At 65.3% G+C, this 24,031-nt stretch carries 25 protein-coding genes; 16 read left to right on the plus strand and 9 right to left on the minus strand.

Features of this window, described 5'->3' with window-relative positions; translation table 11 throughout:
- The first annotated feature begins 88 nt into the window (after positions 1-88).
- The 4 genes from AC5RVN_RS10610 to AC5RVN_RS10625 all read left to right on the plus strand — a co-directional run bounded on the left by AC5RVN_RS10610 (position 89) and on the right by AC5RVN_RS10625 (position 3,734).
- Complete coding sequence (locus AC5RVN_RS10610) at positions 89-1,186, plus strand: ferredoxin reductase (RefSeq protein WP_494137891.1); 1,098 nt, start codon at positions 89-91, stop codon at positions 1,184-1,186.
- 12 nt (positions 1,187-1,198) lie between these two features.
- Entirely contained in the window at positions 1,199-2,383 is a 1,185-nt protein-coding gene (locus tag AC5RVN_RS10615; protein WP_494041387.1) for a fatty acid desaturase family protein, read from the plus strand.
- Between the two features lie 220 nt (positions 2,384-2,603).
- Positions 2,604-2,801, plus strand: a complete 198-nt coding sequence (locus AC5RVN_RS10620) for a hypothetical protein (protein WP_494105124.1) — start codon at positions 2,604-2,606, stop codon at positions 2,799-2,801.
- A gap of 96 nt (positions 2,802-2,897) precedes the next feature.
- Complete coding sequence (locus AC5RVN_RS10625) at positions 2,898-3,734, plus strand: alpha/beta fold hydrolase (protein ID WP_494137892.1); 837 nt, start codon at positions 2,898-2,900, stop codon at positions 3,732-3,734.
- A 199-nt stretch (positions 3,735-3,933) separates the two neighbouring features.
- Here AC5RVN_RS10625 and AC5RVN_RS10630 read toward each other — a convergent pair whose 3' ends face one another.
- Together AC5RVN_RS10630 and AC5RVN_RS10635 are read right to left on the minus strand one after the other, a co-directional pair.
- Positions 3,934-4,371, minus strand: coding sequence for a response regulator transcription factor (locus AC5RVN_RS10630; protein ID WP_494041390.1), 438 nt, complete (start codon positions 4,369-4,371; stop codon positions 3,934-3,936).
- Between the two features lie 122 nt (positions 4,372-4,493).
- Positions 4,494-5,237 carry a GAF and ANTAR domain-containing protein gene (locus AC5RVN_RS10635; RefSeq protein ID WP_494041391.1) on the minus strand — a complete coding sequence of 248 codons (744 nt, stop codon included), beginning with the start codon at positions 5,235-5,237 and terminating at the stop codon, positions 4,494-4,496.
- 291 nt (positions 5,238-5,528) lie between these two features.
- On the opposite strand from AC5RVN_RS10635, the gene AC5RVN_RS10640 reads away from it, so the two are divergent.
- The 3 genes from AC5RVN_RS10640 (at position 5,529) to AC5RVN_RS10650 (ending at position 8,989) form a co-directional block, all read left to right on the plus strand.
- Positions 5,529-6,122: an adenylate kinase gene (locus AC5RVN_RS10640; protein WP_494041392.1), complete on the plus strand. Its 594-nt coding sequence runs from the start codon at positions 5,529-5,531 to the stop codon at positions 6,120-6,122.
- A complete protein-coding gene (locus AC5RVN_RS10645; RefSeq protein WP_494041393.1) occupies positions 6,119-6,991 on the plus strand; it encodes an NAD-dependent epimerase/dehydratase family protein in 873 nt (290 codons plus the stop codon). Before AC5RVN_RS10640 ends, AC5RVN_RS10645 begins: the two co-directional genes overlap by 4 nt.
- Before the next feature lie 168 nt (positions 6,992-7,159).
- Positions 7,160-8,989: a S8 family serine peptidase gene (locus AC5RVN_RS10650; RefSeq protein ID WP_494137893.1), complete on the plus strand. Its 1,830-nt coding sequence runs from the start codon at positions 7,160-7,162 to the stop codon at positions 8,987-8,989.
- Between the two features lie 15 nt (positions 8,990-9,004).
- Here the strand turns inward: AC5RVN_RS10650 and AC5RVN_RS10655 are convergent, their stop codons facing one another.
- The gene (locus AC5RVN_RS10655; protein ID WP_494137894.1) at positions 9,005-10,117 is read right to left on the minus strand and encodes a DNA alkylation repair protein; all 1,113 of its coding nucleotides are present in this window, start codon (positions 10,115-10,117) and stop codon (positions 9,005-9,007) included.
- 147 nt (positions 10,118-10,264) lie between these two features.
- Between AC5RVN_RS10655 and AC5RVN_RS10660 the strand changes: the two genes are divergently transcribed.
- Positions 10,265-11,068, plus strand: coding sequence for a phosphatase PAP2 family protein (locus tag AC5RVN_RS10660; protein WP_494137895.1), 804 nt, complete (start codon positions 10,265-10,267; stop codon positions 11,066-11,068).
- Positions 11,069-11,140: 72 nt separating this feature from the next.
- Here AC5RVN_RS10660 and AC5RVN_RS10665 read toward each other — a convergent pair whose 3' ends face one another.
- Positions 11,141-11,461, minus strand: coding sequence for a MerR family transcriptional regulator (locus AC5RVN_RS10665; protein ID WP_494041397.1), 321 nt, complete (start codon positions 11,459-11,461; stop codon positions 11,141-11,143).
- A 137-nt stretch (positions 11,462-11,598) separates the two neighbouring features.
- On the opposite strand from AC5RVN_RS10665, the gene AC5RVN_RS10670 reads away from it, so the two are divergent.
- From AC5RVN_RS10670 to AC5RVN_RS10680, 3 genes are all read left to right on the plus strand, one after another.
- Positions 11,599-12,024, plus strand: coding sequence for an Hsp20/alpha crystallin family protein (locus tag AC5RVN_RS10670; RefSeq protein ID WP_494137925.1), 426 nt, complete (start codon positions 11,599-11,601; stop codon positions 12,022-12,024).
- Between the two features lie 81 nt (positions 12,025-12,105).
- A complete protein-coding gene (locus AC5RVN_RS10675) occupies positions 12,106-12,528 on the plus strand; it encodes a J domain-containing protein (protein ID WP_494137896.1) in 423 nt (140 codons plus the stop codon).
- A gap of 83 nt (positions 12,529-12,611) precedes the next feature.
- Positions 12,612-12,989 carry a hypothetical protein gene (locus tag AC5RVN_RS10680; protein ID WP_494041399.1) on the plus strand — a complete coding sequence of 126 codons (378 nt, stop codon included), beginning with the start codon at positions 12,612-12,614 and terminating at the stop codon, positions 12,987-12,989.
- Between the two features lie 66 nt (positions 12,990-13,055).
- Here AC5RVN_RS10680 and AC5RVN_RS10685 read toward each other — a convergent pair whose 3' ends face one another.
- Positions 13,056-14,444: an AAA family ATPase gene (locus AC5RVN_RS10685; RefSeq protein WP_494137897.1), complete on the minus strand. Its 1,389-nt coding sequence runs from the start codon at positions 14,442-14,444 to the stop codon at positions 13,056-13,058.
- A gap of 121 nt (positions 14,445-14,565) precedes the next feature.
- Here AC5RVN_RS10685 and AC5RVN_RS10690 point away from each other — a divergent pair, with 121 nt between their 5' ends.
- Entirely contained in the window at positions 14,566-16,143 is a 1,578-nt protein-coding gene (locus tag AC5RVN_RS10690) for a glycoside hydrolase family 1 protein (protein WP_494137898.1), read from the plus strand.
- Positions 16,144-16,209: 66 nt separating this feature from the next.
- On the opposite strand, the gene AC5RVN_RS10695 is transcribed toward AC5RVN_RS10690, so the two are convergent.
- A complete protein-coding gene (locus tag AC5RVN_RS10695; RefSeq protein WP_494137899.1) occupies positions 16,210-17,301 on the minus strand; it encodes an App1 family protein phosphatidate phosphatase in 1,092 nt (363 codons plus the stop codon).
- Positions 17,302-17,367: 66 nt separating this feature from the next.
- The gene (locus AC5RVN_RS10700; protein ID WP_494137900.1) at positions 17,368-18,099 is read right to left on the minus strand and encodes a DUF72 domain-containing protein; all 732 of its coding nucleotides are present in this window, start codon (positions 18,097-18,099) and stop codon (positions 17,368-17,370) included.
- Positions 18,100-18,185: 86 nt separating this feature from the next.
- Here AC5RVN_RS10700 and AC5RVN_RS10705 point away from each other — a divergent pair, with 86 nt between their 5' ends.
- From AC5RVN_RS10705 to AC5RVN_RS10715, 3 genes are all read left to right on the plus strand, one after another.
- Positions 18,186-19,994, plus strand: coding sequence for a glycoside hydrolase family 15 protein (locus tag AC5RVN_RS10705; protein ID WP_494137901.1), 1,809 nt, complete (start codon positions 18,186-18,188; stop codon positions 19,992-19,994).
- Between the two features lie 116 nt (positions 19,995-20,110).
- Complete coding sequence (locus AC5RVN_RS10710) at positions 20,111-20,401, plus strand: hypothetical protein (RefSeq protein ID WP_494105138.1); 291 nt, start codon at positions 20,111-20,113, stop codon at positions 20,399-20,401.
- Entirely contained in the window at positions 20,401-21,120 is a 720-nt protein-coding gene (locus tag AC5RVN_RS10715; RefSeq protein WP_494137902.1) for an HAD family hydrolase, read from the plus strand. Before AC5RVN_RS10710 ends, AC5RVN_RS10715 begins: the two co-directional genes overlap by 1 nt.
- An 11-nt stretch (positions 21,121-21,131) precedes the next feature.
- On the opposite strand, the gene AC5RVN_RS10720 is transcribed toward AC5RVN_RS10715, so the two are convergent.
- Entirely contained in the window at positions 21,132-21,380 is a 249-nt protein-coding gene (locus AC5RVN_RS10720; RefSeq protein ID WP_494041407.1) for a hypothetical protein, read from the minus strand.
- A 176-nt stretch (positions 21,381-21,556) separates the two neighbouring features.
- Between AC5RVN_RS10720 and AC5RVN_RS10725 the strand changes: the two genes are divergently transcribed.
- Positions 21,557-22,738 carry a zinc-dependent alcohol dehydrogenase gene (locus tag AC5RVN_RS10725; protein ID WP_494137903.1) on the plus strand — a complete coding sequence of 394 codons (1,182 nt, stop codon included), beginning with the start codon at positions 21,557-21,559 and terminating at the stop codon, positions 22,736-22,738.
- A 77-nt stretch (positions 22,739-22,815) separates the two neighbouring features.
- Here AC5RVN_RS10725 and AC5RVN_RS10730 read toward each other — a convergent pair whose 3' ends face one another.
- Complete coding sequence (locus tag AC5RVN_RS10730) at positions 22,816-23,967, minus strand: serine hydrolase domain-containing protein (RefSeq protein WP_494137904.1); 1,152 nt, start codon at positions 23,965-23,967, stop codon at positions 22,816-22,818.
- Positions 23,968-24,031: the final 64 nt, after the last annotated feature.

Raw genomic sequence — 24,031 nt, forward strand, 5'->3', positions numbered from 1 at the left:
GCTTAGCGCCCCCACTACAGCGTGACTGCGGAACGGTCATATGACGGAGAGAGAGAAATATGGCCCGCGCCGTTTTAGGCTTGATCGCATGATCCGGCTACGCCAGTTGGCCCAGGCGGCCTCTGTACTCACCACGCCCTTGGCGCCGGAGGACATCTTAGCGCTGTTCAACCCCGTTTACTCTGCGCGGCAGCTTCGTGGTGTAGTCACCCGGGTAGTCCAGGAGACGGCGCAGTCCGCCACCATCTTCTTCCGGCCCGGCCGCGGCTGGCACTCCCACCTTGCCGGCCAATGGGCCCGCATCGGTGTTGAGCTGGACGGGGTCCGCCACTGGCGGTCCTATTCCCTCAGCGCCCCCGCCGGCAAGGACCCCGCCATCACGGTCACCGACGTTGGCGCAGTCTCCGGCACGCTAGTGCGCACCACCCGCCCGGGCGACGTCCTGTTCCTGGCGCCCCCGCAGGGTGACTTCGTGCTCCCGGAGCACCCCCGGCCCCTCCTGATGGTGACGGCTGGAAGCGGCATCACCCCGGTGATGTCCATGATCCGCACGCTTGTTCCGCGGCGTCCCGATGCCGACGTCGTGCTGGTCCACTCGGCCCGCACCCCCGGCGACAGCCTCTTCCGCGAAGAACTCGCCGAGCTCGCTGATCAATTCCCCAACTTCCGCCTCGCCCACTGGTTCACCGGCGAGCAAGGCCGCATGGACCTGACCAACACCGCACAGCTGGACGAGATCTGCCCGGACTGGAAGGAACGCGCCGCCTATGCCTGCGGTCCGGACAGCTTCCTGGACGACGCCGAGGCGCTGTGGAAGCGTGCCGCGCTGACCACGGGGGCGCCGGGTTCGGATGTTGCGGTGGCTGGTGACCCCGGAAACCTCATGATTGAGCGTTTCAACACCACGTTCAACGCGGGGGTGGGGCACGACGGCGGCATGGTCACCTTTGAAACGTCCGACCGGGAAGTGGAAGCCGACGGCGACACCCCCCTGCTGGACGTGGGCGAGGACGCAGGCGTGCTGATGCCCAGCGGCTGCCGCATGGGCATCTGCCACAGCTGCCTTACCCCGCTCCGGGCCGGACAGGTCCGCGACCTCCGTACCGGAGAAATTCATGGCGAACCCGGCCAACTGATCCAAACGTGTGTCTCGGCAGCCGCCGGACCCGTCAACCTCGAAGCCTGAGGAGAACCACGTATGTCTGTAATTACCCCAAGCAAGCACACACCTGCCGAAAGCAGTTCCACCGGAGGGTCAAGGACGCGCCCCGGAAAGCTGGCAGAAACCGGCAGCCCCACCGTCCGGCCACCTGCTGCCGCCCACCTGACCGACGAGCAGGTGGCCGAGCTTGGACGCGAACTCGATGCCATCCGCGACGAGATCCTCGGCAAGCGCGGAGCGGAAGACGCTGCCTACATCCGCCGCATGATCAAAATCCAGCGCGGCCTGGAAATCTCCGGCCGCGCAGCCCTGCTGGTCAGCAAAAACAAGGCCGCCTGGGTTACGGGCACCACCCTGCTGAGCCTGGCCAAGATCCTTGAAAACATGGAACTGGGCCACAACATCCTGCACGGCCAGTGGGACTGGATGCGGGACCCGGACATCCACTCCACCACCTGGGAATGGGACTTCGTCACACCCTCACGCTCCTGGCAGCACACCCACAACGACCTCCACCACCGCTGGACCAACGTGGTGGGCAAGGACAACGACGTCGGATACAACCTCCTGCGCATGGACGAGAACCAGCCGTGGAAGCCCATCAACCTGGCCAACCCGCTGTTCAACGCCATCCTTGCTCCCGTCTTCGAGTGGGGCATCGCCATCTACGACCTTGAGCTCACCGAGTTCAAGGAAGGCACGAAGTCCAAGGAGGCCCTGCTCAAGGACCTGAAAGCCCTGGGCAAGAAGGTCGTCACGCAGTTCACCAAGGACTACGCCGCCACGCCGGCGGTCGCGATGCTAACCGGCTCCGGCAAGCAGGCGCTCTACGGCACCCTGGCTGCCAACGCCGTACGGAACGTGTGGGCCCACGCCGTCATCTTCTGCGGACACTTTCCCGAAGGCACTGACACCTTCACGGAGGAAATGGTGGAGGGGGAAACCCGCGGCGACTGGTACGTCCGCCAGATGATCGGGTCCGCCAACATCTCAGGTTCCAAATTCATGCACCTCATGACCGGCAACCTGTCGCACCAGATCGAGCACCACCTCTTCCCGGACCTGCCGTCCAGCCGGTACGCCGAAGTGGCGCCGAAGGTCCGCGAGATCTGCCAGCGTTACGGTCTTAAGTACACCACCGGCCCGCTGCTCAAGCAGGTGGGCTCCTCCTGGGCCAAGGTCTTCAAGCTGGCCCTGCCGGGCAAGACCGCCAAGGCCTGATCAAAGCACGGCAGCATTAGAACACTGAATGCACCTCCGGTACCGGGAATCAACCCCGGCGCCGGAGGTGCATTTCTGTTCCCCCCGACGCTCTCTCACCTTCTGCAGGCTTCTCCCCGACGCTCTCTCACTTTTCGCAGGCTTTTCCCTAACGCTCTCTCACTTTTCCGGGCCGACGCCGCATAATTGATCCCACACCGCCACGGCCTATGGAGGAATCATGCGGATTCTCGGAGCTCTTGTTGTTATCTGGCTGATCATCGGCGGTGTGGCCGCCTGGCAGCGGGGCTACTTCGGGGGAGCACCGGGCACCTGTGCGCAAGCCGGGACTGTAGCGATCACCATCGTCGCCGGCCCCCTGAACTACATGGGCGCCAATCCGCAGATATCGTGCGAGCTTCCGCAGCCCTCACAGTAGCGCCGGGCACGGCGGACCACCCTAGAGTAGGGATTGCGTGGGCAAGGGACCTCTCCCGCCCGCACCGATACCACAGTCTCGAAAGGACCTGCCGCGATGGCCTTCATCACCGTTGGAACCGAAAACAGCACTGACATCGAGCTTTACTACGAGGACCACGGCTCGGGTCAGCCCGTCGTGCTGATCCACGGCTATCCCCTGGACGGCGCCTCCTGGGAGAAGCAAACAAGGGCTCTGCTCGACGCCGGCTACCGCGTTATCACCTATGACCGCCGCGGCTTCGGCAAATCGAGCAAGACCACCGAGGGCTACGACTACGACACTTTCGCTGCCGACCTCAACACCATTCTGACCGATCTGGACCTGAACGAGGCAGTACTGGTTGGTTTCTCTATGGGCACCGGCGAAGTGGCCCGCTACCTGAGCACCTATGGCTCCGCCCGGATTTCCAAGGCAGCGTTTTTCGGATCCCTTGAACCTTTCCTGCTGAAAACCGATGACAACCCCGACGGCGTTCCGCAGGAGGTCTTCGACGGACTAACTGAGGCTGTGACTGCGGACAGGTACGCCTTCTTCACTGAATTCTTCAAGAACTTCTACAACAGCGACACCTTCCTGGGCACGCCCCGCCTCAGCCAGGAGGCGGTCACTGCCAGCTGGAACACCGCCGCCGGCGCCGGAGCCACGGCATCTGTTGCAGCCCAACCCACCTGGCTCACGGACTTCCGGGAGGACATCCCCAAGATCGACGTTCCCGCACTGATCCTCCATGGCACTGCGGACAACATCCTCCCCATCGACTCCACAGGACGGCTGTTTGCCAAAGCCCTGCCCGATGCCGAATATCTGGAAGTTGAGGGTGCCCCGCACGGCCTGCTGTTGACCCACGCTGCCGAGGTCAACGAAGCATTGCTGCGTTTCCTCGCGAAGTAGCCCTCGCACAAGGCAAGAACTTCCGACGGCGGCGGGGAACCGCCGTCGGAAGTCACCGAGCGCTGGCATCATTCTGCGTGAGGTGAGAGAGCGTGTCTGGAAACCTTGCATCAAGTGAGAGAGCGTGTCTGGAAACCTTGCATCAGGTGAGAGAGCGTGGCTGGTTTCGACGACGGCAGATGTCGGCCGGGCAGGCAGGCTAGCGGAGGGACTTGCCGGACACGCGGGGCGCCTGCGAAAGAGGCTGCGGGGAAGAATCTTCCGGAGTAAGGGGCGCGGGGCAGAGTTGGTTCGCCAAGGCCTGGAGTTCCTTTGGGTGGAAGGGCTTGGTGAGATACGCGGCGGCGCCGGAGGCCATTCCGGCAAGGACGTCATCATTTTCGGACCGGGCCGTGAGGAACAGCAGGGGGGCCTTGCTCAGCGCCCGGACAGCGCGGGCCACCACATGTCCGTCCATGTCCGGCAGACCCAGGTCCAGTGTTACCAGTGTGACGGCAGGGTCCGCCGCGGCCGCGATACCCTCTGCGCCGGTGGCAACTGCCCTGACAGTGAAACCTGCACGGGTCAGGACCACAGTGATCAGTCCGCGGATATCGTCGTTGTCTTCAACGACGAGGCAGACACGCTTGTTTTTCATTGGAGCCCCCCGGCAAGAGTTGGCCCCAGTCTACCCCCGGGCCCGGGCCAGGGAAGCAACTATGACAGGCAGGCCGGCGACGGCAACACACGTCGGTCGCCGGTGGTGCCAGAAGCCCTCTGCTACCCGTCGTAGTGGGTGCGTGCCGGGCCCTGGCCCAGGGACTTGACCACTGCCGTGGCAACGTCGTGCAATTTCGAATTGCGGGTGCTGGACGCTGTCTTTAGGATTTCGAAGGCGTCCTGCTGGCTGCACCTGTTTTGGGCCATGATGATGCCCACGGCCATGTCGATCACTGTCCGGGACTCAAGTGTGGCGCGCAGGTTTGCCGCGGTCTCGCTGTGATGCGCAAATCGGACTGCCAGCCGGAGTGCGAGGGAGGTCTGGCTGACGAAATCCTGGGCGAATTTGAGCACCCGGGCCTCAAACCTGTTCGGGCGTCCCGAGTACAGCAGCAACGCAGCTTTGGTCTCGCCTTCGAGCTGGAAGGGCAGCGCGAGGACGGAGCGGACGCCCTCGCCCACCAGTGCTGCGGAGTAGTCGGGCCACTGGCCGTCATGGCGGATGTCCGGCACCTGGACGGTTTCCTGGGTGGTGGAGGCCGTCAGGCTGGGAGTCTGGTTGAACTCGTACTCAAGCCGCGCAACCGCCTCGGCGGCAGGACTGCTGCTGACCACAGTTGCGGCCTTTCGCCGGCGCAGCAGCGTGATGGCGCTCAGAACCTCGTCGCCCGGCTCGGAAAGACTGCGGGCCGATACCTGGGCCAGTTCCATAAGGAAGTCCTCAACATCGGAGCTGTTGAGGACAAGTTCGTGCAGGTGCTCGGTAATGGATGTATCAATTTTTGCAGTTGACTCGCTGGCCACGGATTCTTTCAAGCCATTCGCTCAGGTCTAAGCGAGCACGTAGCGTTCTGGCCGCCCCGAAGGGGAAGGCCGCAGTGCTCGCTGGATCGACGAACTTTCCAACGGCCTGCTGCTAAACCGATATCCAGAAGTATATACATCCCCAGAGGCCCGGAAACGTCGGTTCACGCTGCGCAGGCCCGCTGATACTGGCGCGGGAACGGGCATTACCGGCAGAATGGGGCACGCGCCGGTGCTGCCGGCGGCGGACCCGGAAAGCCAGCGCCAGTTGCGCCATGGAGGGACAGACACATGACTAGGTTGCTCATCATCGGTCCGCCCGGCTCCGGCAAGGGAACGCAGGCAGAACACCTGGCGCGGCATTTCGGTATCCCGGCCGTTTCCACGGGTGAGATCTTCCGAAGCAACGTCAGCAGCGGGACTGAACTGGGCAATGAAGCCGCAAGGTACCTCGACGACGGCGAGTTCGTGCCGGACGACCTCACCAATGCCCTGGTCAAGGACCGGCTCCGGGACGCCGACGTCCAGGGCGGCTTCCTTCTGGACGGCTATCCGCGCACGGCAGCCCAAGTAACCGAACTCGACAATATGCTGTCCTCCCAGGGACACGGCATCGATGCGGTGATCGAGCTCCGGGCCCCTGACGCCGAGCTGGAACGGCGGATGCTGCGGCGTGCCGAGGACGGAGGCCGCGGGGACGATACGGTGGACGTGTTCCGGCGCCGCCTTGACCTCTATCACCGCGAGACACACGAGGTCGTGTCCGTCTACTCGGGCCGGAGCCTGCTGGTGCCAGTTAACGGCAGTGGCGACCCCGGCGACATCACGGAACTCGCGATCGCCGCCGTCGAACGCTTCATCAAGGAAAAAGGAGAACGCGCATGAGGGTGGCAGTAACGGGAGGAAGCGGAAAGCTGGGACGGCACGTGGTGCGCAGGCTGACCGGCGACGGGCACCAGGTGCTGAACCTGGACCGGGCAGGGGAGCGGAACCCCGGTCTGGTGGTGGTGGATCTGCGGAACTATGGCCAGGTGGTGGATGTCCTGCTCGGGCTGGACGACCGGCACGCCGGGTTCGACGCCGTGGTCCACCTGGGTGCCGTTCCCGCGCCCGGCATTATCCCGGACGCGGCCACGTTCGAAAACAACATGCTCGCCACCTACAACGTGTTCCAGGCGGCCCGGCGCGCCGGCATCAAGAAGGTGGTGTACGCCTCAAGCGAGACGGTCCTGGGACTGCCGTTCGACGTCGACCCGCCCTACATTCCGGTGGACGAAGAGTACCCGGCGCGGCCGGAGAGCACTTACTCGCTGGTGAAGCACCTAGAGGAGCAGATGGCCGTGGAGCTGACCCGGTGGGACCCGGAACTGAGCATCTCCGGGCTCCGGTTCTCCAACGTCATGGACGTGGAAGACTACGCCGGGTTCCCTGCATTCGACGCCGATGCCACGCTGCGGAAATGGAACCTCTGGAGCTACATCGATGGCCGCGACGGCGCGCAGGCCGTGGTCCGCGCGCTGGAAAACGCAAAGCCGGGCTTCGAGGCGTACATCATCGCCAACGCGGATACGGTGATGAGCCGGTCCAGTGCGGAACTGGCTGCGGAAGTGTTCCCCGCCGTCAAGGTCACCAAGGACCTGGGCGAGCACGAAACCATGCTGTCCATTGACAAGGCACGGCGCCTGCTGGGTTTTGAGCCGGAATACTCGTGGCGGAACCACCGGTTGAGTGTCCCCGCGGGCGCCTCGATCTGAGCTTTGGCGCAGAGCCGCAGAAATCCCAAAGGGTTGGCACAGGGTCCTGCAAGGAGCCGGGTCCAGTGCGGAAACGGGTCCTAGTCTTTTGGCAGGGCGGGACGATTCACCTGCCCGCGCAGCCCGCAACGCCGAAGCAAGGACCCCAAAATTCGTACTCCATCCTTTGTGCTGCCCGCCGCAGCAGTGCTGGTTTCCGCCGTCGCCCTTTCCGCCGCTTCCCTGCCGGCATCAGCAGCGCCGCCGGCGCCGGTAGAAGCGACGGGCCGCTACATTGTCCAGTACGCAGCCAATGCCGATGTTGCCGCAGAGGCAGCAGCAATGCGGGGGCAGGGACTGGCGGTGGGCCGCACCTTCGCCCACGCCATCCGCGGCGCAGTGGTAACCGCCAATCCTGCACAGGCCGCTGCCCTGGCGCGGTCCGGGCGCGTGGTCTCGATGGAAGCGGATGCGCCCGTCAGTCTTTCCGCTTCCCAGCAGCCCGCACCCTGGGGCCTGGACCGCGTAGACCAGAGGCCCCTGCCCCTCTCCGGGTCCTACTCCTGGACGGCGTCCGGAACAGGGGTGAACGCCTATGTGCTGGACACGGGGGTCCTTGCCTCCCACGCCGATTTCGGCGGCCGGGTTGCAGGCGGCTGGTCTGCCGTCGCTGACGGCCTGGGCTCCAGCGACTGCAACGGGCACGGCACCCACGTGGCCGGATCGGTTGCCGGGTCCACTTACGGGGTGGCCAAGGGCGCCACCGTGGTGCCGGTGCGGGTTCTGGACTGCAACGGCTCCGGCTACAACTCCGACGTCATAGCCGGCCTGGACTGGATCGTCGCCCACCATCCTGCCGGAACGCCCGCTGTGGCAAACCTCAGCCTCGGCGGCGCCGCCAGTTCCTCAGTGGACGCCGCCATCACGGCTGTAATGAACGACGGCGTCGCTGCAGTGGTTGCCGCCGGCAACTCCGCCGTTGATGCCTGCGGCGGTTCCCCCGCCCGCGTCCCAGGGGCAGTCACTGTCGCCGCCAGCGACTCCGCTGACCGGCAGGCGCCCTTCTCCAACTTCGGCTCCTGCGTGGACCTCTACGCGCCCGGCGTCAGCATCACCTCCACCCACCACACTTCCGCCACCGCCACGGCGTCCATGTCCGGAACCTCCATGGCCGCTCCCCATGCGGCAGGGGCAGCTGCAGTGCTGCTTTCCCAGGACCCGGCACTTTCGCCGGCGCAGGTAGCTGGCGCGCTGGTGTCCAACGCCACCGCCGGAGTGATCACCGGAGCCACCAGCGGCACGCCCAACCGGCTGCTGTTTGCCGCCCCTGTGGCTCCGGCACCCGCGCCCGCACCCTCGCCCGTTCCTGCTCCGGCTCCTGCGCCCACCGTCACCGCCGCCACACCGGGAGCAGACGCAACGGCGGTGGCAACGGGAACCAACGTGACCGCCACCTTCAGCGCCGCCGTCCAGGGAGTCACCACCGGAACGTTCGTGCTCAGGAACGCTGCCGGCAGCACCGTTCCCGCCAGCGTCACCTACAACACCACCACCCGCACCGCCACCCTGGACCCGGCCGCCGCGCTGGCCGCGGACACCCGCTACACAGCCACCCTGGCGGGCGGCACGTCAGCCATCCGCGACAGTGCAGGAACCCCGCTGGCTTCCACCAGCTGGAGCTTTGTTACCGGACCCGGCCCCGTACTCACCGGCTACACCCCCGGCAGCAGTGCCACGCTGGTCCGACGGACCAACAACATCAGCGTTACGTTCAGTGAGGCTGTCCAGGGCGTTACCGGGACCACTTTCACGGTGAAGAATGCCGCCACCGGGGCAGTGGTACCGGCGGCTGTTTACCGGAACGGCACCACCAACCAGTGGATCCTGGACCCCCAGCAGGCCCTGGCTGCGAAGACCAGGTACACCGTGACGGTGACCGGTGGCAGCGCCGGAGTACGTGACCTTGCCGGAAACCCGTTCGCCGGCAGGAGCTGGCAGTTCACCACGGGATCGTTCTAGCCCACACAGCAGGAACTACGGCATCTCCAGCAGGAACTCGGCCCGGCCATGCACGGTTCCGTTGATCTGCAGCTCCAACGCATGCACGCCCGGATGGTAAACCCTGGTGGTCATCTGCCTGAAAGCATGGCGCCTGGACAGGCTCCGGCTTTCACCCGGGGCCAGGGTGAGGGTTGAGATCTTGAAGACCTTCGCGGACTGGCCGCCGTTGGCCTTGCGGTAGTGCACCAGATAGTCCACGGCGAGGCGCACGTCCTCGGTGCCCGTGTTGGCGACCTCAAAGGCAAACGTCAACTCACCCGGCAAAGAAAGGACGTCCCGGTCAAGGCGCGGGCCTGTAACAGCCACTGACGCCGGCGGAAAGCCCAGCAGGGCCAGAGCGCCGGGATGGCCCTTCTTGACGAGGGTCCGCAGCCCGTGGCGGACCAACCATTCGGTGTTGCCGTCCGCCGCAGAAAGCCAGTGGCGGGCGGTGTCCACAACAGCGTCGGGGGCATGCCGGGCGAGATCGTTGAGGTGGTTCGCCACCGAACGCCGAACGTACTCGGACGGGTCGCGGTAGAGGGCAGTAAGGATGGGAAGGGTGGCGCCGGGCCGCTGAAGTAGGGCCGGGACGCGCACCGCCCACGGCAGGTAGGGGCGCGTGCCCTCGCTGGCCAGACGGCGGACGTGCTCATCGGTGCTGCCCGTCCAACCCAGGATTGCTGCCAGGGCCCGCTCCGGATTATTTGTCAGGAGGCGGCGGACTGCGAACTCCCCGGTGAGCCTTGGCGTCAGTTGCGCCAGCAGGCCGAGGCAGTTGTCGAAGCCATCAGCTGAACCTGATGCAAGAGCCAGGGTGACGGCCGCCTCCGATACGGGCCAGAGGACCCAGCCGGTGAAATCCGGAACTGCCAGTGCCGCCCGGAAGGCGGCAGACGCCGTCGTATATGCCGGGGCTGGACCTGAGCCGGCGTCAGCGGCGAGGGCGTCTGCCACCAAATCAGTCCTGGCCCGCAGGTTCAGGTCACCGAGCAGCGACGCGGTGGCAGCCGTTTGTGTCCACGGCACAGCTGGTGCGCTGTCGCGGAGGATCCGGGTAAGCGCTTCTATGCCCCGCGGATTGATCAGTTCATTCATAACGCCCATCCAGTCAGGCTACCGCCGGGGTACGGCGTATAAGCGGCCTTAGGCTCCGGGGCGGAAGTGCCGTTCCCGGCTACTGATCCGGCTACTGATCAAAGCAGGGCAGACGGGATAATCTTCACCCTAAGCATTTCTCACCTAGGGATGGGCATGACAGGACACCAGGGATCAGCAGGATCCGGAGCTATTGGAAAGAGCGCCGGCAAATGGCGGGCCTTCCACGACAAGTTCGTAGTGGAGGAGCGTTATCTGGAGCCGGAGGACCGGCGCGGCCTGTACCGCGCAGCCGCCATCCTCGCCGTGGTGGGGGTGGCGCTCTTCATTACCACCCTGGTCAGCGTCCTGCAGGCCGATGGCCTGTCCGCAGCCGACGGTCCCGCCCGGGACTGGCTGCTCGGGCTGAGGTCCGAAGCCCTTACCGTCGCAATGATCGTCCTGGCGGTGGTCTTCGGGCCCATTGCCCTCCCCATCATCGTGCTGGTGGTGGTTGTGGCTTGGGGATTCTCTGCGAAGCATGCCTGGCGCCCAATGCTGCTGGCCGCCGCAATGCTTACCGGCGTGATCATTTCGCAGATCATCCTCCATATTGTGAGGCGGTCCCGACCCCCCGTGGATCAAATGCTTTTTGGCATTGACCGCACCTTCTCGTTCCCGTCCGGGCACGTCCTGGGAGCATGCGACTTCCTGCTGGTGGGTGCCTTTTTGATCTACTCCCGGCGCAGTAACCGGCGGGCTGCCTTATTGGGGTTTGTTGGCGCAGGGATTGGCATTGTGCTCGCAGCGCTGAGCCGGCTGTACCTGGGATACCACTGGCTCAGCGATGCCCTGGCGTCACTTTCGCTGTCCCTGGTCATTTTGGGTGGCGTTATTGCCCTCGATACCTGGCGGACAGCGCGGATTCCGGGCGAGCGGATTACCGGCGAACTGTCGAAGGCGGATGCGCCGCGCGACTGAGGTGGCGCGGCCGGCAGGCATGTGGGCCCGGCGGCGCTTTGTCTTGCCCCGGCTGCAGGCTCCTGGGCTTTGTCAGGCAGGCGGCCGGGACCGGGCACGCTTGAGCGCCCGGTGAAGCTTGATGTTGGCTTCCTCCAGTTCCAGGACCTTTGCCACTCCGGCGAGGTTCAGTCCCTGTTCCAGGAGTTCCCCGATCCGCAGCAGCACCGCAATGTCCGCGTCGCTGTACTGCCGCGTGCCGCCGGAAGTGCGCGACGGCGTCAGCAGCCCGCGCGTCTCATAGAGACGGATGTTCTGCTGGCCCGTGCCTGCCAGTTTCGCCGCAACTGAAATGGCATAGAGGGCACGTCCCTTTGCGGGCACTGGGTCCCGCCCTGCTTTCTGCTCCGCCATCAGTTCTCCAAAAAACTTTGATGAGTCTTGCCTCAGTGTCCCACGGGTGCTATAAAAAATCTATATCCAACACCATAGATCATGGAGTTGGATACCGCACCGATCCAACATCTAACAAGCTGAAGGAGTGGGAAATGATGTTGATGCGCACCGATCCGTTCCGTGAGCTGGACCGGCTCACGCAGCAGGTCCTGGGAACCGCCGCCCGCCCGGCCGCCATGCCCATGGATGCCTGGCAGGAAGACGGTGAGTTCGTGGTGGCCTTTGATCTACCGGACGTCAAGCTCGATTCACTGGACCTGAACGTTGAACGCAACGTCCTTACGGTCCGGGCGGAACGGCAGGACCCCACCCAGCCCAATGTAGAGCTGGTGGCTTCCGAGCGTCCCCGCGGCGTCTTCAGCCGGCAGCTGATCCTGGGCGACACCTTGAACACGGACAACATCAAGGCCAGCTACGACAACGGCGTCCTGACCCTGCGTATCCCCGTGGCGGAAAAGGCCAAGCCCCGCAAGATCGAGATTGAGACGCAGCAGGGCCAGATGCAGCAGATCGGAACCTAAAGCAGGTGGTGGCGTCGGCGCAGGGTTGCCTTGGCCGCCCTGCGCCGCGCGTCCGGCACAGCAGCTGACCGGAAGAGTGACATGAGCAAAACCCCGGACTACTACGCCGCGCTGCACGTCCCGCGGGACGCCACCCAGCAGCAGATTTCGCGCGCCTACCGGGCCCTGATGCGCAGCCACCATCCGGACATGGAGGGGGGCCGGGCTGCCGCAGCCGGGCAGCAGGGTGTGCAGCACGGCGGGCAGAGGACTGACCCAGGTGGAGGCACACCGCCGCCTGAGGCGGAACTGTTGCGGATCATGCAGGCCTTTGCGGTCCTCCACGATCCTGCCCGGCGGGCGGCGTATGACCGTGAAGCCGCGGCAGGGCCGGCAGCCCGTACAGCACCGGCGTCCCGGACCGGTACCGACATCCCGGTCCGCAAGGTCCGGGACCCGGCCGGCTCGCACGGGGATGCTATTCGTGTCACCCCCGTGCGCTGGGAAAGCGGCCCCTGGGCCTAGGTGCCCGGCGCCCCTTGCGTTTCGACGTCGAAGCTGTCCGGGACCGTCCCCGGGAGCACCACCTTGAGGAGGCAGAGAACTGTATGAGTGACTGGCGCCGCTACGATTCACACCTGATGCCGGTGTTCCACGAGCGCTTTGAGCAGCGGTGGGGCAAAGGCACCGCGCCGTTTCTGGATCCGGAAGCCCACGAGGAACCCCTACCCCGAGCCCAGTGGATCAACCCCGCAACGGGCGCGGCGCTCGCCGTAGTGCCGGTTTGGACGAACGACGAAAGGCAGCAGCGGTCCTTCGGTGTGTTCTATCTTCCCCCCGCCGGTGACATCTGGGTCCTGCGGCCCGGTTACACCGGGTACCTGGAACCGGCCGACGGCGACACCGAGCACCTCGTTACACTCCGGAACGATGCCTTCCGCAAGGCCGTGGCACACGCGAAGGAATTCCTATTCGGTGAACAGTAAGCCTCTGGGCCAGTGGTGCCCGGGCGGCCAGGAGGTCCCGGAAGCCCTTGCCCGGCGTAGGTGAGGTCAAGCGGTGCCGGCGGCACCGCTGCCCAGCAGGCTCCGGGTCAGGGATTCGGCGTCGCCCAGAAGTTCTTCGGTGGCCGCAGCCAGGTGGGTGTCGGAGACCGGCACGTCCTCGAGGGCTGCAGCAACGACTGCCCGGCGCACCAGTTCACGGGCGAACGATGCAGTGGTTCCGCGGGTACGTTCGGCGGCGGCAGCCACGGCGTCAGGACTGAAACCGGCACCTCGGCCATAGAGGCGGATCAGCTCAATCCGCTCGCCCGGCGCAGGTAACGGGATCTCCACGGCCAGGTCCACCCGGCCGGGCCGCTGTGCCAGCGCCCGCTCCAGCATGTCCGGCCGGTTGGTGGTGAGCACAAAGGCGACGTCAGCGTCGTTATCCAGGCCGTCCATGGCATCCAGGACCTCAAAAAGCAGCGGCTGCGGCCCGTGGCCGAAACTCCTGTCCTCCGCAATCAGGTCGCAGTCCTCCAGCACCACCATCGAGGGCTGCAAAGCCCGGGCCATCCGTGCCGCCTCCGAAATGCGGGCAAGGGAGCCGCCGCTGAGGAGGATGGCAGTGGTTCCCTGACTCTGTCCAAGAAGGTACCGGACGGTGTGCGTTTTGCCTGTACCGGGCGGGCCGTAGAGCAAAATGCCGCGCTTGAGGTGCTGGCCGTGGCGCTTCAAGGTTTCGCGGTGGCCGGCAATACCGACGGCGTGGCCCGCTACCTTCTGCAGAAGGCCCGCCGGAAGGATGACGTCCTGCCCCGGCAGGTTTGGCCGGTGGTGGAAGGTCACTCCGCCGCTGCCAGGCCCGAACTCACTCATGGTCAGGGAAATGACCTGGCCCTTGAAGACGCTCTGGCTGTCCATCCGTCGCCGGTACCCGGCGAGGAACGCCGCCCCCGTTCCAGTGTTTTCCGCCACCACCTCGAGGGCAGCTGTCTGCCGGCCGGAGCGCGGATCCGCCGCGCGCTGCAACACAGCCAGCCGGCCGCCGTCATACGTCAACAGGCGCAGCCCGAAAGCCACTGCCTGGCGTTGGGAGTCCGGCCCTACGGCCAGGTTGACGTAGTCGGGCTGGGCAATCGGAAACTGGGGGAAGGCCTGTGACTGCTGAAGCATGTCGCTCAACGACTGGTGGTGCCGCTGGCCGCCGCCGCCGATTCCCACCAACCGGCTTTCAGGATCCAGCGCCGCGATTTCCGCCGTCACGATGTCTGCATCCACGAATCTGTGCGGCGGTATCTGTTCCTCCACCACGGCGAGGTCCTCAGCAGCCCGGCCCACGTGCGCCGTTATCGTATCCAGCAGCTGCACTCCGGCCTCGCGCCGATGGGTGCGGGCCTGGGCCAGCTGCACCAAATCAGCAAAATTGTCGATGAACTTCCCCAGTTTTTCATCCATTCCCAGACCCTAGCAGCACGCTCACCAGCAGCTTGGGAATCATGCGAGGATATGGTCCTGACCTCGCGCGGGTTCAAGGACCCTCGCTTGTACCGTCCTGTCCGTAGTAAGGGTTTACTCAATGCATATTTCCGCCAAGGACCTCGCGGCCCTCATCCCGCCGGGGTTCACGCTCGGGGTAGCCACTGCCGCCTTCCAGATTGAGGGCGCGCTGGAGGAGGACGGCCGGGGACCTGCCGGGTGGGATGTGTTTGCTGCCAAGCCGGGTGCCATTGTGGAGGACCACAGCCCGGTGGTGGCCTGCGACCACTACCACCGCATGCCCCAGGACGTGGCGCTCATGAAGCAGCTGGGCGTGGACTCATACCGGTTTTCGTTCGCCTGGCCCCGCATCCAGCCCACCGGCAGCGGCCCTGCCAACCGGGCCGGCCTGGCCTTCTACGACCGGCTCCTTGACGAACTCCTCGCCAACGAAATTTCGCCCATGGCCACGATCTACCACTGGGACACACCCCTGGCCTTGGACGAGGCAGGGGGCTGGATGAACCGCGATACTGCCTACCGGCTGGGGGAGTACGCCGGCATCCTGGCCGAGGCGTTCGGCGACAGGGTGGCGAGGTGGGTGACCATCAACGAGCCCGCCACCGTGAGTACCAACGGGTATTCCCTCGGCCTGCACTCGCCGGGGAAGGAGCTGGTCCTGAATGCCTTCCCCACCGTCCACCACCAGCTGCTGGGCCACGGCCTGGCTGTGCAGGCCCTGCGGGCCGCGAAGGTTCCCGGCGAAATCGGCATGACAAACGTCTACTCGCCCATGGTGCCCAACACCATTAACCCGCTGGACTACATCAGCGCTGGCCTGATGGATCTGGCGCAGAACCGGCTTTATGCGGACCCCGTGCTCACCGGGAAGTATCCGGACCTGATCCGCGCGGCCAAGTTCTTCAGTTCCTTTGAGCACCCGCCCGAAGACATGGAACTCATCTCCCAGCAGCTTGATTTCTACGGGCTGAACTACTACATGCCCACCAAGGTGGCTGTGGGGCCGGGCGGCGGCGCCGTGCCGGCAAGCATGGCCGAGGCGATGGGCAGCGACCTCAGTGCTGCGGGCAGCGGCGGAACGCCCTTCCATGTGGAGACCTGGCCGGAAGCGGACATCACGGCTTACGGCTGGCCGGTAAAGCCCGAGTACATGGCGGTGGCCCTGAAGGAGATGGCGGAGCGTTATCCAAACCTGCCGCCGGTAATCCTCACCGAGGGCGGGGCCAGCTTCGAGGACATCCTCGTCCGGGACAAGTCCACCAATACGCGGTTCATCCCCGACGAGCGCCGCCTGAAATACCTCTCGGACCACCTGGAGGCAGCGCTGCGGGCCACTGCTCCGGGCGGTGACGCCGAATCCATCGATCTGCGCGGCTATTACGTCTGGTCCCTCATGGACAACTTTGAGTGGTCCGCCGGCTACAACCAGCCTTTCGGGCTGCTCCACGTGGACCGCGAAACCCTGGAGCGTACGCCCAAGGCCTCCTACTTTTGGTTCCAGGAACTGATCGAGGAGCGGGACCTTGCCCTCGCCGCGGAGGTTGCCATCGCGCAGGCGGCAGTGTCCGGGGACCTTGATGCCGGGGTTCTGGATCCGGAGGTGCTCGATACCGAAGCGCCCGACGACGGCGTGGCGCCTTTGGGTGCCAGCGCCTAGGGAGTTGCCCCAGCGGCAGGCTATGGGCTGGGAAACGTGGTTAGCCGCGGTTCCCGGCCCGGCTTGTCAGAGGACGTCCAGTGTGGCGAGCTGCTTGGCCATGCCGGCACCGTCCGGCGAGTAGATCCACGGTACCTGGGAGGTGGTGTGGTCCCCGTCCTCGGAGTGGCCGCCGGCGAACACCGACTCACTGACGGACAGCTGCCGGATGGCGATGGCCGCGACCCGGTTCGGGTTCTCCTGTGCGAATTCTGAGTAAATCGCCTCGTCGTGCTGGCCGTTGTCACCGATCAGGAGCCACTGCATGTCCGGGAACTCACTGGCCAGGCGCGCCAGGTTGCGGAGCTTGTGGTCCTGGCCGCTGCGGAACCAGCGGTCCTGCGTCAGTCCCCAGTCCGTGAGGAGCAGGGCGCCGGACGGATACATGTTGCGGGTCAGGAACCGGGCCAGCGTGGGGGCGGCATTCCATGGCCCCGTGGACAGGTAGATCACCGGCGCGTCGGGGTGCTCCACCGTGAGCCGGTCCAGCAGGACAGCCATGCCGGGAGTGGCCATGCGCGCCCGCTCGCTGAGGACGAAGGTGTTCCAGAGGGCCAGGAACGGCCGGGGCAGGGCCGTCACCATCACGGTGTCATCGATGTCCGAAACGATCCCGAACTTCACGTCCGGTGCGACGACCCGGATCCGGGCCTCCACAGGATCCGTTCCCTCCGCCCGAAGGACGGCGGTGTGCCAGCCAGGTGAAAGCTGGACGTTGACCTCGGTGTCAACCAGCCCGCCCCGGTCCGCCCGGACGTGGGTGACAACGTCGCCGATAGTGATTTCGACGTCGGTGAATTGCAGCGGCACGCTGGTGAAAGCCCGCCAGCCGCGGACGTTCTGGTTGCCGTTCTGCGCCGCGTGCTCCGCTTTGCTCCCGGGCAGCGGTTTCTGCGTCAGCAGGACCCGTCCCAGGACGCGGACCTGGGTGGTGGAGCCGTAACCCTGGTAGGCAATCGTTTGGGGGACAAACTTCCAGCGCTTGGCCAGCCGGATGCGGACCGAGTTAACGGTGTCCGAGATCCGGTGTGCCAGCCGGAACACCTGGTTTCCCGAGAGCGCTTCCGGGAGCCTGGTCTGCGCTGTTTTCTCTGACGAATTATTCGGAGCCGTGTCCATGGTTCCACTCTGCCACAGGGCGGCGCCCGCGGAAGGGAACGCTGGGCTGCGCGGACCTGTGTGACGTCATCCTTCCCCCAGGATCGCCCGCATGGTCTCGGCGTTCCGCACGGCGTGGCCGTCGCCGTCGTTATTGAAATACGCGTAAACATCCAGCCCCCGGCCGGACCACTCCCTGATCCGGTCCGCCCACCACTGCAGGTCCGCGTCGGAATAGGAGCCGGCATACAGGTGCTGGTGGTCCGGTCCGTGAAGCCGGACATAGGTGAAGGGCGCTGTGGTGCGCAGGAGGCAGGGAAGGTTGGCGCCGCTCATGATGCAGTAGGCAGCCTGGTGGCGCTCCAGCAGGGCGAATACTTCGGGGCAGTCCCAGCTGGGGTGGCGGAATTCCACGGTGACGCGGATCCAGTCCGGGACAGCGGCCAGGAAGTAGTCCAGCCTGGCATCGTCCCGTTCCATGCCGGGCGGCAGCTGCACCAGGAGGACGGCCCGCTTATCGCCCAGCTCGTGCCAGCACCGCGTGATGCGCTCGAGCCACACCTCGGGTTCGTAGAGTTTCCTGGCGTGTGTCAGGCCCCGGGGAGCCTTGACGGACATGTTGAAGCCGGGCGGCAACCGCCGGTTCCAGCCGGCAAACGTCGTGTCCCGGGGCCAGCGGTAGAAGCTGGCGTTCAGTTCAACGGTATGAAAACGGGCCACATAGTGCTGGAGCCGGTCCTTCACCGGCAGCTTGGGAGGATAAAGGACGTTCTCCCAGTGGTTGTAGCTCCATCCGGAGGTGCCGATGTGGATTGCCATGAATGCCTCCGGTGACTGCTGCTTTGTTTTGAGGCTACACCCCTCCACCCGGTCCACTTAGGCTCCGGCTGTGGCAGGGTAAGGGCATGGCGCGAATTGAAGATTATGCGGTTGTCGGCGACCTCCACACCGGGGCGCTGGTCAATAAGGAAGGCTCCATCGACTGGCTCTGCCTTCCCCGGTTTGATTCCCCCGCGTGCTTCAACGCACTGCTGGACACGCCCGACGCCGGCCGCTGGCTCCTGGCGCCTGCCGCCGGGGGCCCTTGCACGCGCCGGGGCTACCGGGACGGGAGCCTCATCCTGGAAACGGAGTGGGAAACCCCCGAAGGAACTGTACGTGTCATCGACTTCATGCCTCCCCGGGACTCGGTGGCGGACATTGTCCGGATTGTCGAAGGCGTCAGCGGAAGCGTCAGGATGCATGGGGAACTGACCCTCCGTTTCGACTATGGCCACATCATCCCCTGGGTGCGGCGGGACGAATACGGCCTGCACGCGATTGCCGGCCCCGATGCCGTCTACTTTGTCACCCCCGCCCCGCTGCACGGCGAGAACATGCACACCGTCAGCGACTTCACCGTCAATGCAGGGGAACGGGTCCCCTTTGTCCTCACGTGGGCGCCCAGCCACGTGGGGCGGCCGCATACCGTCGATGCCGAGGAAGTACTGGGCACCACCTATGCGTTCTGGCGGGGCTGGGCCTCGCAGTGCACCGTCGAGGGCAGATACCGGGAGGCAGTGATCCGGTCCCTCGTGACCCTGAAGGCCCTGACGTACGCCCCCACCGGCGGTATCGTGGCGGCAGTGACCACCTCGCTGCCCGAGCAGCTGGGCGGCCCCCGCAACTGGGACTACCGCTACTGCTGGCTTCGCGATGCCACCATGACGCTCCAGGCTCTGCTGGCCGCCGGTTACACCGCCGAAGCGGCCGCCTGGCGGGACTGGCTGTTGCGGGCCGTGGCCGGTGATCCAGCGGACCTGCAGATCATGTACGGGATCCATGGCGAACGGCGCCTGCCCGAGATGGAGCTGCCCTGGCTGAAGGGCTACGAAAACTCGTCCCCGGTGCGCATCGGCAACGGGGCGGCAGAACAGCTCCAGCTCGACGTTTGGGGGGAGGTGCTGGACTGCCTTGCGCTCACGCGCAACTCCCTGCTCGCGCACTCCGATGAGGCCTGGGATGTACAGGTGGCGCTGATGGAGCATCTCGAGACCATCTGGGACCAGCCGGATAACGGGCTGTGGGAAATGCGCGGCCCACGCCGCCATTTCACCCATTCCAAGGTCATGGCGTGGGTTGCCGCGGACCGGATGGTGAAGGGTGTCCGCGAGTCCGGACTGCCCGGGCCGGTGGAGCGCTGGGAAACACTCCGCGACACCATTCACCGGGATGTGATGGACAACGGATTTGATGCCCGCCGCAACACGTTTGTGCAGTCCTATGGGCGCCCGGAGCTTGACGCAAGCCTGCTCCTGATCCCGCGGGTGGGGTTCCTGCCGCCTGACGATCCCCGCGTTGTCGGAACCATCGAAGCCATCCAGCGGGAGTTGACCGAGGACGGGTTCGTGCTCCGGTACCGTCCAGCCGAGAGCGACGACGGCCTGCCGGGGGATGAGGGCGTCTTCCTCGCCTGTTCCTTCTGGCTCGTGGAGGCGCTGCTGGGCGCGGGCCGCCACGAGGAATCGAGGAAACTCTTCGAGCGCCTCCTGGGCCTGCGCAACGATGTGGGGCTGCTGAGTGAGGAATGGGGCGTCCGGGCGGGCCGCCAGCTGGGCAACACGCCCCAGGCCTTCAGTCACTTCGCGCTTGTGACAAGCGCCTTGGAGCTGCATCAGGATACGGTTCGGCGAAGTGACACCCCTATCCCGCCGGAAACGGCGCCGGCGCGCTGAGGCGGTGCGTTCAGGGTGGCACTTCTCCTTCGCGGAACAGATAAGTATACTTACTAAAACCTCATGGAGTGCTCCCAGTAAGCACATTGCCGTGACTGACGGAGGAGTGATTGCAAATGGCCGGGTATTTTGAGCTCGTGGATGCGCCTGACGGCGGCTACAGAATTCGCATGATGGACGGGACCGGGAACCTGATGGCCATCTCGGTAACCTTTCCTACCAAAAGGGCAGCGGTCGCCGGAGTGGCAATGGCGCGGGAAATCGCCGGGACCGGCCTTATCCGGGATAAGAGCCACGACGGCGCCGGCACGGTAATCCGGGAGCGCGTGCGTCCCGTAAGCACGGCCAAGGATGACGCCGCCCGGGCCAGGAAAACTCCCGGAGCCAGGCGGGCAGCGGTCGGTTAATGGCCGCGCAGAACTCTGGATCCCCTGGCGTCCGGCGCCGGCAGGGGATCCTCTTTGATATCGACGGCACGCTGATCGACTCGTCCTACATCCACACCATTTCCTGGTGGGGCGCCTTCCGACAGCACGGTTACGATATTCCGATGGCCTCCATCCACCACTACGTGGGAATGGGCGGCGACCGGTTGGTGGACAACCTCCTGCCGGCAGGCCGTGAGCGGTCCCTTGATCCTGACATCATGGCCAGCCACGCCGCGCTGTACGCCTCGCACTGGCCGAGCCTTCGTACCTTCGACGGCGTCCAGGAGTTGCTGGCGCAATGCCACGAGGCGGGGCTCGCGGTGGCCCTTGCCTCCTCGGCGCGCAAGCAGGATCTGCAGGTCATGAAGGCCCACCTGGATTCGGATGCCTTCATCGATGCAGCCACCAGCGCCGACGACGCCAAGGAAAGCAAGCCATCCCCGGACATCCTCGTGGCGGCGTTGGAGGCACTTGGCGTTGAGGCCTCCGACGCCGTGTACGTGGGAGACGCCGTGTGGGACATGAAGGCCGCTGGCGCCCTGGGCATGCCGGCTATTGCGGTGACCTGCGGGGGCGTCAGCGCCGGTGAACTGCTGGAGGCGGGGGCAGTAGAGGTTTATGAGGGACCGCGGGACCTGCTGGACAACCTCGCCACAAGCGCCATCGGCAGGCTCCTCTCGCTGGCGCCGAACGCCTGACGAGCAGCGCGTCAGAGAGTCTGGCCGCCGGCTACCGTGTCCTCGTCACCCGCGTTGGCCGGCTTGGCCCAGGAAACCGCGACACGCACCCCGCCGTCGTCGCTGCGGTCGATATCCGTCACCACATCGGATGGGCTGGCGCCCATCTCCACGATCCTCTCGCGGTAGTTTTCCACAAGCAGTTCCAGGCTTTCCTCCGTCCACTCCCCAGGGCGCATGCGGGTGGAGATCTCGACCGGTTCGGGCTGGTAAAGCGACATGTTGTTCCTCTTTCGCTGGTGAGTCCTGTGAGTTTGCCTCTTCCTACGCTAGAAGCTGCAGGCCGTGACAACAAGGATTTTAGTCAGCCTGCTTACTTTTTGTTGCAGGAGCCGATAGCGTCGAAGGATGCGCGGCGAGTCCGGCTGCAGTGAATAACTTCCAGGAAAGGTGAATTGTGAAAGCACTGACATGGCAGGGAAAGCGCTCCGTGAGTGTGGCAGAAGTACCTGACCCGGTGATCGAGGAACCCACGGATGCCATAGTCCGGATTACCTCCACCGCGATCTGCGGATCAGACCTGCACCTGTACGAAGTCCTGGGTCCCTACATGCACAAGGGCGACGTCATCGGCCATGAACCGATGGGTATCGTCGAAGAGGTGGGGAGCGCCGTCACCAACCTCCGCAAGGGGGACCGGGTGGTGGTTCCCTTCAACATTTCCTGCGGCCGGTGCTACATGTGCGCCCAGGGCCTGCAGTCCCAGTGCGAAACCACCCAGGTCAACGACAAGGGCTCCGGCGCCGCACTGTTTGGCTACTCTGAGCTTTACGGTTCCGTTCCCGGTGGGCAGGCCGAGTACCTGCGCGTACCCCACGCCGACTACGGCCCGGTTAAGGTGGGCACCGAGTTGCCGGACGAGCGGTACCTTTTCCTCTCTGACATCCTTCCCACCGCATGGCAGGCAGTGGAGTACGCCGACACCCCCGCCGGCGGAACACTGGCAGTGTTCGGGCTGGGGCCCGTGGGACAGTTTTCGGGCCGCATCGGGGTCCAGCGCGGCCTGCGCGTCATTGGCATTGATCCGGTTCCCGAGCGGCGTGACATGGCAGCCCGGCACGGGATTGAGACGCTTGACTACACCAAAGACATCGCAGACCAGTTGCGGGAGATGACCGGCGGACGCGGACCTGACGCGGTGGTGGACGCCGTCGGTATGGAGGCCCACGGATCGCCGGTGGCGGGTTTCGCGCACCAGGCGCTGGGCCTCCTGCCGGATAAGTTGGCCCAGAAGGCGATGGAGACATCAGGCGTGGACCGGCTCGCTGCCCTGCATGCGTCCATCGACGCGGTGCGGCGCGGCGGAACCGTCTCCTTGAGCGGGGTCTATGGCGGGCAGGCCAGCCCCATGCCGCTGCTGACCATGTTCGACAAGCAGATTCAGCTCCGGATGGGGCAGTGCAACGTGAAGCGATGGATAGATGACCTTCTTCCCCTTGTGGAGGACGACGCCGATCCGTTGGCTGTCATGGACCTGGTCACCCACCGATCGGGGCTGGAAGGCGCACCGGCGCTCTACGAAAAGTTCCAGAAGAAGGAGGACGGCTGCATCAAGGTGGTCCTCAACCCGGGCGCCTAAGCCCTGACCCTGATGCCTTGCCCGACTGGCTCGCAGTGAGCGTCCGTAAACCCTGTATGGGCGGCTCTGGCTGCGGGTCAGGTCGGCCCGCACAAACTGTTCATGGCTTCCTGGGCCACGTCCTGCAGTTCGAGGATCAGCGGGTTGGATTCCAGGGTCGGCGGGGCCGGCGGGTAGGTGACGGCCATGGTGAGCTGCCTGCTGCCGTCCTCGCTGGTCATGGACACCATGCCGTAGCCGTCCGTGTCACCGGGTAGGCCGTAGTAGAAGCGGTTGTTGCAGGTGTTGTTCCACCGCCGCAGGGCAAAGCCGTAATACTGGGAGTAGCCGCCCTTCATGGCCGTCACGCTTTCCGGCGTCAGCAGCCTTCCCTGCAGCAGCGCGGCGTAGAAACGGGACACTTCCTCCACGGTGGACACGGCTCCAGTGGCAGGCCTCCCGGTATGGGAGGCCAGCATGGTTGTGTCCCTGCGGGCGCCCTCCACAGTGACGTAACCATGAACTATGTCCTTGGGCGCCGGCCCGCCCAGCCGGGTTGACTTCAGGCCCAGGGTCCCGGCGAGGTCCTCAGCCAGGACCTGTCCGATCCGCTGGCCGCGGAGCCGCTCAACGATCAGCGCGAGGGCTGCGTAGTTTGAGCGGGAATAGTCGAAGATCCGCGTCAGCCGGCCGTCCCAGGGCACGGTGGCGGCCAGGGCGAGTTGCTGTTCCAGGCTGAGCGGCCGGTTCATTGTCTCCTCCCATGGTCCGGAGGCCAGGAGGGGGACGGTGAAGTCGGGGAGGCCGGATTCGTGCGTCAGAAGCTGGCGGACTGTGACCGGCCCGGGCGGGTGGAGCACGGTCCCAAACTCGGGCAGATAGCGGCTGACCTGTGCCTCCAGGTCAAGCTTTCCCTCCTCCACCAGCCTCATCACGGAGACTGCAACGAAGGTTTCGGTGACGGTGCCTACGTGGACGGGATCGGCAACCGTGGCAGGTTCACGGGAATCGAGGCTCCGGACGCCGGCTGCATGTGTCCAGGTCTGGCCCCGGTCCCGGACGGAGATCAGGACTGCGGGGGCACCTTCCTCCAGCATGCGGGCGCTGAAATCTTCCAGAAGGGCGAAGGCGGCGGGCTTGTCCGGCTCCGGAGCTGGCGGTTCCTCAATGCAGCCCGCCGACGCGGCCAGCAGCAGGACGGAGAACAGGGTCGCTGCAATCGCCTTCCACCCGCCCCGGTTTGTGCCCATAACCAATCTTGCCCCCGCCAGGTAGCGCAAAGTGCGGTTTTGGGAATCCATTACGACACTTAGC

The organism is Arthrobacter sp. sptzw32 (genome assembly GCF_059089735.1).